The sequence below is a fragment of the Oxynema mangrovii CENA135 genome (genome assembly GCF_016632315.1).
In the GTDB taxonomy this organism is placed as follows: Bacteria; Cyanobacteriota; Cyanobacteriia; order Cyanobacteriales; family Laspinemataceae; genus Oxynema; species Oxynema aestuarii.
The window spans coordinates 1,578,982-1,592,578 of record NZ_JAEOXH010000001.1; the positions used below are offsets into that span (position 1 = coordinate 1,578,982).

Here is a 13,597-nt window from a genome sequence, read left to right on the forward strand (position 1 = left end):
TGAAGTTTCCGCAATATTTCTTCATAAATTCAAAACGCGAGCTTCATTGAGGGTTATAGCTATTGCAAACGCCCCGTGGGTGCGATCGAAATCACAAACACGGGGCGGGGAGTAACAAAAATTTATAAAAATTTACAGGTTGACCGCACCGGATCGGCCTGCTGAGGGACTACAAGGCATCCGGGGAACTTTCCACCGGGGCTAAGGCTTTTTTCGCTTGGACTTCGGCTAATTCGGCCCGGGTTTCGGCGACGAGATCTTCGAGGGCTTCTCCGGCTTCCGACCACAGGGTTTTCCCCTTGTCGTAAACGACCAATCCCGTTTTAATCGCCAGTTTGGCGGCGGGTTTGCCGAGTTTTGCCAACGGCGGCCCCAAGACCGGGGCCAAGACGATCGCGCCGACCCCGATCGCCACCCCAGGAAGTCCGAATTCTTCGACGAAATCGCCGACGAGATCTTTTAAATCGAACGACATTTTAAAAACCTCCTCTATTCACGGTCAGACTTTGACGGTGCAATCAGCACCGGACGTAAGCCGTTCACTCCAGCAACAACACTCGATCCGTTATTGATCGCCGTCGCCGTCATCGGGTTCATGCCGACCGTGGCGGCGATCGCCAAACCGGACAGGTTGGGAAGGGCGACGATCCCCGTATTTTGAGCGATAATTTGCTTCGCGTGACGGGCGATCGCGACCGCTTCGACCAATCCATATAAATTATTTTTCATCAACACCACGTCCGCCGTTTCTCGGGCGACATCGGACCCGTCGCCGAACGAAATCGAGACGTCCGCATAGGCGAGGGCCGCCGAATCGTTCAAGCCGTCCCCGACAAACGCCACAGTTTTACCGCGATCGTGCAGGCGCCCGATAACCTCCGCTTTGTGTTCCGGGAACGCTTCCGCGTGGACGTGACTCGGGGGGATATCCAACTCCCGGGCGACCGTAGCGGCGCGTTGGCAGTTGTCCCCGGTGAGCATGTGAATTTCCGCCCCAAAACGGCGCAATTTCTCCAAAACTCGTACCGTTTCCGGGCGGAGGGGATCGCTATATTGAATGACCCCGAGTAAGCGGCGATCGCAGGCGACGTAAATCTTGGGATAGCCCGCCGTCAACACGTCCGGATGGCGATCGTGCAGGGGATCGAGATCCACCCCTTCTTTAACCATGAACCGATCGCTACCCACCAACACCGCCTGTCCTTCCACCCGCGCGCTCAAACCGAAACCCACTTGATAGTCCCACTCGCCGCGCGCCGGGACGATCAATTCGTGATAGTTGGCGTAACGCATGACCGCTTCCGCCACCGGGTGAGTGATGCGCTGTTCGCCCGCCGCCGCCAACTGCACCACCCGCATCGGATCGATCGCCGCCTCCGCCGTTTTCACCCCGACGATCGCCACGTCCCCTTGAGTCAGGGTTCCCGTTTTGTCGAACACGATCGCGTCCACTTGCGCCAACTGTTCGAGGGCGCGCCCGGAGCGAATCAGCACCCCGTGGCGCCCCGCCGCACTGAGAGCCGCCATCACCGTCGTCGGAACCGACACTCGGATCCCCGTGGCGAAATCTAAGGTCAAAATCGAGGCGGCCCGCGCCGCATTGCGGGTGAGGGCGTAGATGGCGCCGGAGAGCAACAGGGCGGGCATCACGGCGCGATCGGCAATTTTAGCGGCGTAGTTTTCCATGCGCGTATCGCAAACGGGGGCATTTTGCAGCAGTTGCATCGTGCGACCCGCTAAAGTCGCCGCCCCGGTGCGTTCGGTCAAGACGTAGATCTGACCCGATCGCACCAAGGTCGAGGCGTACACCGCTTCCCCGGGCGATCGCACTGCCGGGATCGATTCCCCGGTGAGTTTTTGCTCGTCCACTAAGGCTTTGCCGCGCAAAATGCGACCGTCTACCGGGATCTGTTCCCCGGGGTAGACGATGACCGTATCGCCGACTTCCAGCACTTCGAGGGGGACTTGCTGTTTTTCGCCGCCGCGTTCGACCCAAGCAAAACGGGCGAGGGAACTGAGTAGGTCTAAGGCTTCGTGGTGGTACGATCGCGCTGTGCGATTGCGGATCGCTTCCCCGAGTTGGATCAAGCCGACCATCGTCGCGGAAGTCAGAAAATGCCCTTGAATCGTGGTAATCGAAATCGCCAAACTGTCGAGAACGTCGATATTGACCCGCCGTTCGGCGCACAAGCTGACGATCGCCCGTTTGGCGACGGGTAAGGCGGCGATCGCGATCGTCGAGGCGATCGCCACGGGGGAAATCGACCATCCCAACGGCCCGGCGCCGATCGCCAGACAGGTAGCGAGCAGTGGCAATTTCAGCTCCGAGAGCCAGCTTTCCCCCGAACGATCCGGGGAATCGGGATCGCGATCGTCGTCGGCTTGGGGATCCCCCGCCCGCGCCAGCCACCGTTCTAAAGCGACTCGCAGTCGATCGGGACTGAGTCCTTCCACTCGATAGCGGACGATCGCGCAACCCGCCGCCGGATTGAGGCGCACGTCGAGGATCCAATGCTGGCGGTTCGCCGCCCGTTGCAAGCGCCTGCCATAAGGGCGATCGCAACTCAATCGCGGCACCCGCACCCGGACCCGACCGGGCATCCAGTGAACGACGCCATAGGGAACCGCTAAATTAACGGGCGTTCCCTCGATCTCGTTCGCTCCGAGAATTGACTCCTGCTTCGATCGACTCCGATGCGTGAGCGCGACTTGAACCATTGCTCTCCACTCCCATGAAGTACCGACGGAATTTCCCCTCTGGTACACTCCGCCCCATTTCCCCCCGTTGGAGTGCGACGACGATCCCGGGATCGACTCGAAATCGCGATCGGTCTCGCTCTTTCAAGAACCCAGGGCGATCGTCACTTGGATCGAACGAGCGAGCTGGATCGAACGAGCCAATGGCTCGCCTGTTTGTTGTGAGTTATTGTGAGTTTTTTTATCTCTTTTTACCGAAGTGATTCTCGGACTCACCCGACCCGCGCCTGAAGATCCCATCGATCTTGAGGATGCCATAGAACTCGACTCGTGCCGACCTGTACGACCTTTGTTATTGAGTTTTTTTGAATTTCACTATTATTAGATTACACCCTTTTGGAAGGAAAATATTTTTTTAACTTTAAAAAAATGTTAAGTCTATAATTTTCTCAATTTTTACAGGCGTTTTGATTAGCTGAAATCGTAATTTAGCCGATTGACTTTTAGCAATCTTATCTCTGTCGATCGCAAAGTTACTTCCGCTCCTTTTTCCCCTCGACTTCTTGCGATTCGCTGCAAAGACAGTCCTCGCTTCCCTCCGTGAAAGCACGAAGGTTCCGACGGATTCCATCAAAATTGCTCAAATTGAGAAATTGGCTCGACTTTAACGTTTTCTCCATCAAAAGAGGGTTGTTCGATCGTTTACTTCCAAGAATTAACCCGCCAGCAGCGACGTGCGATCGTTAAACTCACTGCTACTGAACCTCGATCTCAAACCTCTCATCGAACGGCACAAATAGCTCGGATCGTACCCGATCGATCCTCTCGACCGGGGGAGTTCCTTCAATCGGATTCGCTAGGAGTAGATCCGCCGTTACTGTAATGAAGTTTGATAAAACTATCGAATCCATACCACGCCAGCACGTACCACGGAATGACATCTAATTGCCAGCCTTTGAGGGTTAATTGGCGCAAAGCCAATAACGTAAAGCTCAGGGGAACTAAGAAGCGCAAATCGACACTTCCTTCGCTCATTTGCTTGACTTTACTGTTGAAAACCGTCATGACATCGACGATCTCGTCAGCCGCTTGGGAGCGATCGCCGGGCGGATGGCGAGGGGGCGTGACGCAAGCAAATCCCAAATCTTCCAACCGGACGATCGCCTCCGCGACACTCAGGGATTGGGACGGGTAAAAAATCGTCAAGCTGCCCGTTTGGACGTTGCTGCGCAGGCGATCCACCGCCAGTCCGGCGCGAAGGCGAGCGGCGATCGCCTCTAGGGTATCTGGGTGGCGGTAGAAGGACTCGACCCGAAGACGAATTCTTCCCGGACTGGCACTGAGTAATTGGACTGGAATCACTCGTTTGGTCTCCATGACGGTCGGGGCGATCGCGAAGCGGCTCTCTTGAAGCATCGCCGAACTGGATTTAGAATTATTGGCATTCATCAGCTACCCCGTTGGCTGCGATCGGTTAATTTTTACGCTTGGAATGAGGAACCCCGTACAACCCCAGATCGAAGTCTGGGGGTGGCTTATCGCTCCGGTTTCAGTACGGGGAAAATCTCTCGGTTAAGATTGATTTTCCGGCATTCCTTCTAATTTTTTCGCTTGTTCCTCCGCCAGTTCGGCTTGGGCTTCGGCGACGAGGTCTTCAAAAACTTCCCCCGCTTCGGCGACCATGCCTTTAGTTTTTTCATAGGCGATCGTCGCGCCTTTGATCGTCGCTTTGGCAACGGGTTTGAGCGATCGCGCCAAGAAAGGAGCGAGGACGACGGCGCCGACACCGAGGGCAATTCCGGGAGCGCCTAAATCTTCAACGAAATCTCCGAGTTTGAGTGACATAATTGAGTTCCTCTGGAAAACAATATCTGAGATGATAGCCTTTCTCATTCCGGCGAGTTGTACCTTGGGGAACTCGTCGAGAATGAGAACGGGGATGTTTTAGCGATCGCCATCGCGAGAGCGACGGCGGATTCAGGCTTGATGGGTTTCGGGAACGGGCGGTTTTCTCCAAGATTTGAGTAACAAACACCAGGTGGAGAGGCGATCGTGCAAGCGCTCCAACGCCGCTTGTGGCGCTCCCGAAGGCGGCTCGCTCTCGTCCCCCTCGCAGGAGAATGCCGTTTCCGGGATCGGCGCTTCCCGGGGTTCGCCTTGTTCTTGTTCCGGGTTCTCGTTCCCTTCGCCGACAGGTCCCTCGCCGTCGCGATCTCGATCGGCGGGGACTTCGGCGGGGGGGTCTCCGTCGGTTCCGGAGGATCGATCGCGAGGGTCACTCTCCGAGGGGCCGTCGGTCGGAGGCGGAGAGGATCCGTTGCGATCCGAGGGGGAAGAGGATTGTGCGGGAGCGATTCCGGCAGCCCGTTCGAGGAGTTGGTGGAGTCGGCGAGGCACGGCGTTGTCGGCGATCGCCCCGACGTTGTAGGCGACGATCGCCGATCCGGTATTGCGATTGAGGGTGAGGCGATCGATCCAGTCTTCCTCGGTAGCAAACGCTTCCAAGCGATCGCAATAGGCCGGATCTTCGCAAATTTGCGGAATTTTCAGGCGAATTCGCCCGTCGATCGCGTGAACGACCTCGTAAGCGCCCGAGGCGATCGGCACGCGAACCGGGGCTTCGGGGGTCTCGCCGTCGCCGTCGCCCTCTGTTTCTAGGTAATCGAGGGCTTCGCGGGCGATCGCCGTAAACACGAGGTAAGACAGCAGGGAGGGCCAGCCGGAAATTCTTAACGTGCGCGTGAACACGAGACCGAGAATGGGCGGGATCCAGGACTTGAGGCGAGTGTAGGTGTCGGTCCAGTCGATTTCGGAGGCGATCGCCCCGGCGCTCTGATGCGGCGAGGGCTGCGGCGTTTTTCGCACTTCCGGCAAGAATTCTTCGAGCAGTTCGCACGCGCTCAATTCTCGCGCCTCGAAGCGGATGATAATGCTCCCCGTCCGTTCGTTGCCCACGACTTCGCGAATACTGGTGCAATCGCGCAGGCGCTCGGATATCGCTCGGGCCGTTGTTTCTGCGGGTATCCCTCGACTGCGTAATCTGACTCGTCCGGGAGCGGCGGAAACTAATTCGATTGAGAGATCGCTCGGGGAGATCTCGACATTAGCCATTGGCTCGGTTCCCCACTTTGCAATACTTGCAATAATTAATTCATTTTTGCAAACCTACATTTCTTATTATAAGAGTAATTTCTCAAATCTCTCGGTTTAAAGGCCGACAATTTTACAAAACGTTAAAGAGTTCTTAACCTCTTGAAATGCCTTACATCGATCTAAAAAAATTGCCAAATTTTCAAAGTGCGATCGGGGCTACCTGTCGCCAAAAGCCGCGAGGAGGGAGAGATTGCCAGAACGGAGACCCCTTCGGTTCGGGTGTCGAGACTATTAAGAATTTCTCCCGTTTCTATATTGCAAATTTTTATCATTTTGTCTTCACTGGCACTGATTAAAGTTTGACCGTCGGCGGCGATCGCCACGGAACAAATGGGGCGATCGTGGACGGAGATCGTGCGGACTCGTCGTCCCGTTTGCAGGTCCCAAATCGCGATCGTGCGATCGGCGCTGCCACTGACGAGGGTTTTACCGTCGGGACTGACCGCCAGGGTTCGCACGCTACCTTGATGTCCGTTGAGGGTGTATTTTAACGTCCCCGCGATCGCGTCCCAAACTTTCACCGTCCCGTCGTCGCTGGCGCTGATTGGGTGTCTCCCGTCCGGGGTAAAGACCAAGGCGCGCACCCACTGGCGGTGACCGAAGAGGGTTCGCGTGGCTTCTCCGGTCTTCAAATCCCAGAGCTTAATTTTGTGAGATCCACTGGCGAGGGTCTGGCCGTCGGGACTCAAAGCGAGACATAAAATATCTTTTTTATGACCGAATAAAGTCCAGAGCAGTTTACCCGTTTCTAAATGCCAAACCTTGATATAACTGCGGTTTTTCGAGCGATCGCTGCTGGCGAGAATGCGCCCGTCCCCACTGAGCGTCAGGCTTAGAATGCCCCCGGAATGGCCTTTGAGAGTCCCTTGGGGTTGACCGTCGCCGTGGCGGTCCAGGTTCCAGATTTCAACGATCCGGTCTTCGCCGCAGCTATACAAAGTTTTGCCGTCCGGGGCGATCGCGATCGCCGCCACCTTGCCGCAGGTCGGCTCTAACGTTTCCAGCAACGAGAGCCGATCCCATCGCGGTATCGTGGTTTCCGGGGCGATCGTCAGCTCTCCCAAGCGCGCCAACCACCCCTCCACCGTCGCCACTGCCTCCCGTTCGTCCAACTGGGTCAAACAGCGCTTGAGGGTTTCGAGATAGGGGCGATCTTCCCGGGTCAGGGCCTCTGACATCCGTTCTAGGGCGTCTGGCAGGGCGTGGGGCGCCTCGCGCTGGCGCAGTTGCAGCCAAGTCCGCACGGAAAATTCAACTTCGGTGCGGGCCCAGGCGCGATCGGGAAAATGGGTCAAACTCCAGGCTAAATTGAGGGCTAATTCCGGCATCCAGTAGGGACGGCGATCGCCCACTACGGCGAGCAAATCCCGATAAATCGTCACCGTCGCCGCCACCGGGAGTTCGAGTAAGTCGGGATCGGCACAATCTGCCATCAATTGGGGCAGCAACTCCGGCAATAAGGGCCAGCGATCGGCGTAAGTGAAATAATAAATATCGGCGATCCACCCGGCCACCAAACAGTGACAGAGTTTTAAAAATTGCGCCAAATTTTGCCAATCTTTCTGTGAAGTCGTATAACTTAAATCGAGTTGGTCTAAATCGATACCTGCCTGTTTGAGGAGTTCGGTTTCTTCTAAAAGCGAGAGGTTTTTGCAGTTCTCGCCTCCAAGTTTTTTAATTTCTTTGGGACTTTTCCCTAAAGTCTTTAGTTTTCGGCAGGTGTCGCGCCATTTTAAGGCTCGATTTTTCGCCGACTCTTGTAAAAATTCGCGATAAGAAAAAGAAAAAACGGTTTGATAGTAATAGGTGGCGGATTCTAAGCCCCAATAGGCGAGGCGAAAGGTGAGGAAATCGCCATCGATTTCGGATTCTAAAATCGTACAGGGTTCGGACTTGAGTAATCCGTAAAGGGCTTTAATGCTCGATTCGCTGTGAAAGCGTTTGCTCTCCCAGGCTCCCCCTAAAAATTCCGTGGGGCGGTTGGCACTGTGAAGGGGATAGTGACGCGAGAGGAATTCGCGCAATCCTTGAGCGAGAGAGAGTTCGAGGTCGGGGGCGGGAGCGGTTTCCGAGGTCGGACGATCGCCGTTGATTTGCGGGGGGGCGAGGAAAATTTTTAAAGGGAGGGGAGTGCGATCGCCGGAGGATTCTAAGAGTTGGGAGGGGAATAAACGTAAGGGCCAATGGTCGAGGATTTTGTGAACTTCTGGCAGTTTTAAGGTGATTTCTCGACGTTGGGCGGCCAGTTGAAAGAGGGTTTTGCGATTTTCGAGAATGCTTTGTTGTTGTAGGGCTTTTTGTTCGAGGAAGCGGGCGCGATCGAAATGGGGGGCGTCGCTGGCGGGGGTCGTGCAAGAGCGCACCAGTTGCCCGATTTCTTCGCCGTGTTCGAGACTGAAGTTGAGTAATTTTTCCGGCCAAGATTTGCCGCGATCGCCGTCTTTCCCTTCGGGAAGACTCGGACAAGCATTCTCGAAAAAGGTCGCCGACATTCCGAGCTGTTTTTGGCGTCCGTCTACTTCAAAATGAACGCTGTTTAAAGCTTTCTTGGTTTTCACCGCGACCAAACTTTCGATCGCAGGAATGACCAGTTGTAAAAATAAGCTCAGCCAAGATCCCATAGTTGACCCATCCGTGATGTTGCGTTCGCAAACCGAAATCTATGGTAAACCGATTCGGAACTTTTTGATAAATATTCTCAAGTAAAGATTTCGTTAAAAAAGCTATATGCTTTGTCATACAAGGATTATAGCCTGAAAACATCCGGAGAGGCGATCGGAGTTTTATGCAAATATCCTTGCAGTTAATTCTCAATAAGCGGAGCCGTATTGACTGCTTCCCGGAGCCGTTCGCCCCCTAGCGCCAAGGGGCCTGAAACCACCCGGTCACCGCCACCGCCAAAGCATCGGCGGCGTCGTCGGGTTTGGGAATCGTTTCTAAGTGTAATTCTCGGGCGACGGCTTCTTGCACGTCGCGTTTTTCTGCATTCCCGTACCCCGTCAGCGCTTGTTTGATTTGGGCGGGGGTAAACTCGATCGCGGGAAGCTGGTGCTGGGCCAAAACTAAGACGATGACGCCGCGCGCTTGGGCGACTAAAATCGTGTTGCCCATGCGATAGAAAAATAACTTTTCGATCGCCACCAAATCCGGTTGGAAGCGATCGATGAGGGTGTGTAAATCATCGTAAATAATTCGGAGGCGATCGCCGATCGCCGTTTTTGCCGGAGTTTGAATCACGCCGAAGTCCAACACCGAAATCTCGGCGTGAGAACCGCGCGAACTCCCTTGACGACAGGCGATCGCCCCGAATCCTAACGTCGCCAACCCCGGATCGATCCCGAGGATGCGCTTTTCCATAGCCGTGGGAAACAAAGACAAGGATTAGTCTTGGCTTTCCCCGGGGAGTTCCACACCGAAGACACTGGCGAAAACTTTCTGCACCTTGTAACCGGAATCGATCGACTCCAGAGGATCTTTGCGCAAGCGGTGACGCAAACACAGGGTTACCACCCGGCGGATGTCATCGACAGTGACCTCCGTGCGACCTTCCAGCGCCGCGATCGCCTTCGCCGCGCGGTTGGTGACCAAATCGCCGCGCAACCCATCGACATCGAGTTCCGAACAGACTTGGGAAATCTGCACCCGCAACTCGTAATCGATCTTGACCGACGGCAATAAATTCTGAGCCTCGACGATCTTATTTTGCAACCCTTCTTGCTCGCCGTGATGGCGTTCGAGATAGTCCGCCGGATTTTGGTCGAACTCCGATCGCTCCTCCACAATTTTGACGCGCAATTGGGGATCTTTGACCGTGCGAATTTCCGCGTGCATCCCGAAGCGATCGAGCAGTTGGGGACGTAACTCCCCTTCTTCCGGGTTTCCGGAACCGACCAACACGAAGCGCGCCGGGTGGCGGATCGAAATCCCTTCCCGTTCTACCGTATTCCAGCCACTGGCGGCGGAATCGAGCAGTACGTCTACGAGGTGATCGTCGAGCAAGTTGACCTCATCGACGTAGAGAATGCCGCGATTCGCCTTCGCCAACAAACCGGGTTCAAAGGCTTTGACCCCTTCAGAAAGGGCTTTTTCGATGTCGATCGTGCCGCAAACGCGATCTTCCGTCGCCCCGAGGGGTAAGTCGATCATCTGAACTTTGCGACGCATCACGGGTAATTCCTCGTCGCGATCGCGGCGATCGCGCGCCTCGTCGCTCATCAATTCCGGATCGCTGGGGTGACTGTTGAACGGATCGTCAGCAATGACCTCAATTTCCGGCAATAAATCGGCCAAAGCCCGGATCGTCGTCGATTTTCCGGTGCCGCGATCGCCCATAATCATCACCCCGCCTATTTTCGGGTCGATGACATTGAGCAACAACGCCAGTTTCATCTCTTCTTGACCGACGATCGCCGTAAACGGAAAAACGGCACGGCGGGTGACTTTGGTTAAGGTTGGGCTAACTTGGGCAGTCGGACTCACGAGTTTACCTAAATTTTTGTTCTTCTAGACGCAGTTCTTTATTGTGCCATTGTGGGGGCTGCTTTGTCGTGAGAGAGCACTCCTCGTCCCCCGGAATCGAAAATCTAAAATCTACAGCACTCGGGCGTCCGATCGGGTACAGTGCCGATCTCTCCTAACCCCCCTTCGCCCCCCTTTCAAAGGGGGGTTGGGGGGATTTCGGGGGGAACGAGCAAAGTAGGGGTTGGGTAACCAAACCCCTACCTGGCGAGGGGGATTTAGGGGGATCTAAATGTCTTGCATAGCAGAGGAAAATGCTGTAAAAGCTAAAATTTAAAATCTAAAATTCCTCTACCATCTCGGATTCGAGTGCAACAACGCCGTTGCCTCATGTTTCGGTAACGGTTTGGCGAAAAAATAACCCTGACCGTACTCGCAAGCGAGCGATCGCAACCGGGCTAATTCCTCCGGCGTTTCGATTCCTTCCGCCACGACTTCCATCTTCAAATTATGGGCTAAATCAATAATCGTTTTGACGATCGCCCGCTTGTCCTCTCCCTGTTCCATGCGACTGACAAAAGAACGATCCACCTTTAACGTATCCGTCGGAAACTGGTGCAAATAACTCAACGACGAATAACCCGTCCCGAAATCGTCGATCCCGAGTTTGACATTTAACGCTTTCATCTTATTCAACATCGCGATCGCCGCTTCCACTTCGTCCATGACCACGCTTTCGGTGATTTCGAGTTTGACGCAGTGGGGATCGAGTTGGGTGAGTTCGAGGGTCGTGGCGATCGTATCGAGCAAATCGAGTTGATTAAACTGTTTTCCCGATAAATTAATGGCGATCGTCAGATGTTCGCAACCGGGGATCTGCTGTTGCCATTGGCGGACCTGACGGCAAGCTTCTTCCAAAACCCACGCCCCGAGGGGGATGATTTCCCCGGTTTCTTCCGCCAGGGGGATGAACTCACCGGGGAACACCCGACCGCGTTGGGGATGTTCCCAACGGACGAGGGCTTCAAATCCGGCAATCCGTCCGCTTGGCAAGTCTACAATCGGTTGGTAGTAGACGGGGAATTGAGAATTGAGGGCGGAATAATCCTCGCCGCGCAATTGGAGATCGTGGATTTTCTGGCGGAGGTGTTCGTTATCGCGTAGAGAACGGCGCAAATCCGTTTCGAGTTCCAGGCGGGCGATCGCATTACTTTGCATCGTCGTTTCAAAGACTTCGAGATTGGGTTTGCCCAACACTTTCGCCCGATACATCGCCGTATGGGCTTCGCGCAACAGATCCCGGTCTTCCGACGCCGGACCGAGGGCCATCCCGATGCTGGCGCTGCTGTAGATTTCGTGTCCTTCAATTTCAAAAGGAATCGTCAGTTGACGCCGGACTTGTTCGGCAATACCTGCCGCCTCCTCCACTTGGCGGATATTTTCTAAAAGGATGGCGAATTCGTCACTCCCGACCCGGGCGACTTTAGCGTTCGCCATCGCCTGCGATCGCCGCAATCCCGTATCGGTCATCGATTTTCGGCGTTGTTCGCCCAAGATTTGTTGCAGGCGTTTCGCAAAAGCGACTAAGAGGCGATCGCCCACCTCGTGTCCCAGTCCGTCGTTGATCGTTTTAAAGCGGTCTAAATCTAAAAACACGACGCCAATAAAAGGAGTCGATCCCGTCGATAGAGTCGAGCGGGTGGAGGGCGACGCTGCGGGTTTGGCGGTCTGTTCCCCTTTCAACAATCGCCGTTTGAGTCGTCCCATTTCCTGCACGAAACCCGCCCGATTGGGCAATCCGGTGAGCGGATCGTAAAACAAAGTATAGAGGACTTTAGAAGCGACCACGCCGCTCCCGGACAGGAGTAAAGCGGCGATCGCCGACGCGATCGGGATCCACCCCATGAATAAGAACATCCCAAAGCCAGTGACGACGATCGCTGCAATCCCCCCCGTCGCCAATCCGAACAATTTCAAGGGGCGATCGCTGCGCCACACCAACACCCCGCCGACCCCAGACCACAGCGCCAACCAGACGATCTCGACCCACTCGGGCCAAAACCAAAATAACCCTTTCCCCTCCAACGAACTATCGAGTAATTGGCTGAGAATTTGGGCGTGAATCACCACTCCCGCCATTTGAACGTTACTCCCGTCCGCACTGTACGGGGTAAAAAACATATCTTTCAAACTCGGCGCCACGGTTCCGATCAAGACAATTTTATCTTTGACCCATTCCGGTTGAATGTTTCCCGCCAGAACTTGGGTCATGCTCACTTGTCTGGCAACCGTTTCGGGGGCGCGATAGTCGAGTAAAATTTGATAGCCCTTCGGGTCGATCGTTTGATAGCCGCCGGAATTCACCTCTAGGGGATTGAATGTTGCTTTTCCTAAGTAAATTTGATAGGGATTGTCTTGAGAATTGCGCGGCTGAATATCGAATTGTTGTAAATAATTTAACGCCAGTTTGACCCCAAAAGAAAAGATTACTTCACCGGAGGGTTCCCGGTTGGCGTAGAGTAAATTGCGACGAACGATCCCGTCGTTGTCGAGAATGAGATCGTTAAAACCCACTCGTTCGGGGGGAAGGGACGGGGGCGCCGGGACACCTTCGCTGTGGCGATCGCCGAGTTTGGTAATGCCGATGATTTTGGGAGAGTTCAATTGCTCGACGAGGCGATCGTGACCGGGTTGGAGAGGAACGTCACGATATAAATCTAAACCGATCGCTGCCGGATCGTATTCTAGGAGAATGTCTAAGATTTCAGCAATCAACCCATCGGAGAAAGGCCATTGTTGGCGCGATTGAATGTCCGCCTCCGTAATTCCGACAATGAGTAAACGTTCGTCAGGTTCGGAATGAAACGGACGCGATCGCACCATCCCATCAAAAAGACTTAATTCTAAAGATTCAAAAGCCCCCAAAAACTTAACGATCGTCAAAAAAATGGTCGTCAACACACTGGCACTGACCACCGCCCGACCGATTGGAATTCTCGATTCCAGGGGGCGATTGGCTCGGTGTCGTTTTAAATGTTTGCCGATGAAACGGAGGGGATCTTTGAGTTTAGAAAACACCGTCGTTCTTCACCAATCGTGGGGATACCGTGCGATCGAACTCAGTCATATCCAACGATTTTCGCAAACTTTTCTCCCAGAGTGCCGTGCGAGCGGAGTAGACCTCCAGTTTAACTTGGGAGGCGATCGCCGTGCGCGCCCCCTGCTTCTCACAGAAAAACCCGCTCGATTCAGCGCGCTCCTGTTTACGGTTAGAGCCGGACGGCAAGGT

At 54.7% G+C, this 13,597-nt stretch carries 9 protein-coding genes; all 9 read right to left on the reverse strand.

Translation table 11 applies throughout. The features are described 5' to 3' along the window. Nucleotides 1-169: 169 nt before the first annotated feature. Nucleotides 170-475 (reverse strand): DUF5132 domain-containing protein, encoded by a 306-nt coding sequence (locus tag JJD41_RS06305; RefSeq protein WP_200665181.1) that lies wholly within the window; start codon nt 473-475, stop codon nt 170-172. Between the two features lie 14 nt (nt 476-489). Further along, nucleotides 490-2,718: a heavy metal translocating P-type ATPase gene (locus tag JJD41_RS06310; RefSeq protein WP_200665182.1), complete on the reverse strand. Its 2,229-nt coding sequence runs from the start codon at nt 2,716-2,718 to the stop codon at nt 490-492. 822 nt (nt 2,719-3,540) lie between these two features. After that, nucleotides 3,541-4,146 carry an HMA2 domain-containing protein gene (locus JJD41_RS06315; protein ID WP_200665183.1) on the reverse strand — a complete coding sequence of 202 codons (606 nt, stop codon included), beginning with the start codon at nt 4,144-4,146 and terminating at the stop codon, nt 3,541-3,543. A 123-nt stretch (nt 4,147-4,269) separates the two neighbouring features. Then, nucleotides 4,270-4,542, reverse strand: coding sequence for a DUF5132 domain-containing protein (locus tag JJD41_RS06320; RefSeq protein ID WP_168569262.1), 273 nt, complete (start codon nt 4,540-4,542; stop codon nt 4,270-4,272). A gap of 132 nt (nt 4,543-4,674) precedes the next feature. Continuing rightward, nucleotides 4,675-5,808: an HMA2 domain-containing protein gene (locus JJD41_RS06325; protein ID WP_200665184.1), complete on the reverse strand. Its 1,134-nt coding sequence runs from the start codon at nt 5,806-5,808 to the stop codon at nt 4,675-4,677. Nucleotides 5,809-5,969: 161 nt separating this feature from the next. Continuing rightward, nucleotides 5,970-8,471 carry a WD40 repeat domain-containing protein gene (locus JJD41_RS06330; protein ID WP_200665185.1) on the reverse strand — a complete coding sequence of 834 codons (2,502 nt, stop codon included), beginning with the start codon at nt 8,469-8,471 and terminating at the stop codon, nt 5,970-5,972. A 235-nt stretch (nt 8,472-8,706) separates the two neighbouring features. Next, nucleotides 8,707-9,207: a crossover junction endodeoxyribonuclease RuvC gene (gene ruvC / locus JJD41_RS06335; protein WP_200665186.1), complete on the reverse strand. Its 501-nt coding sequence runs from the start codon at nt 9,205-9,207 to the stop codon at nt 8,707-8,709. Between the two features lie 24 nt (nt 9,208-9,231). Further along, nucleotides 9,232-10,329 (reverse strand): magnesium chelatase ATPase subunit I, encoded by a 1,098-nt coding sequence (gene bchI / locus JJD41_RS06340; RefSeq protein ID WP_200665187.1) that lies wholly within the window; start codon nt 10,327-10,329, stop codon nt 9,232-9,234. A gap of 330 nt (nt 10,330-10,659) precedes the next feature. Continuing rightward, nucleotides 10,660-13,386, reverse strand: a complete 2,727-nt coding sequence (locus tag JJD41_RS06345) for an EAL domain-containing protein (protein ID WP_370583741.1) — start codon at nt 13,384-13,386, stop codon at nt 10,660-10,662. Nucleotides 13,387-13,597 lie beyond the last annotated feature (211 nt).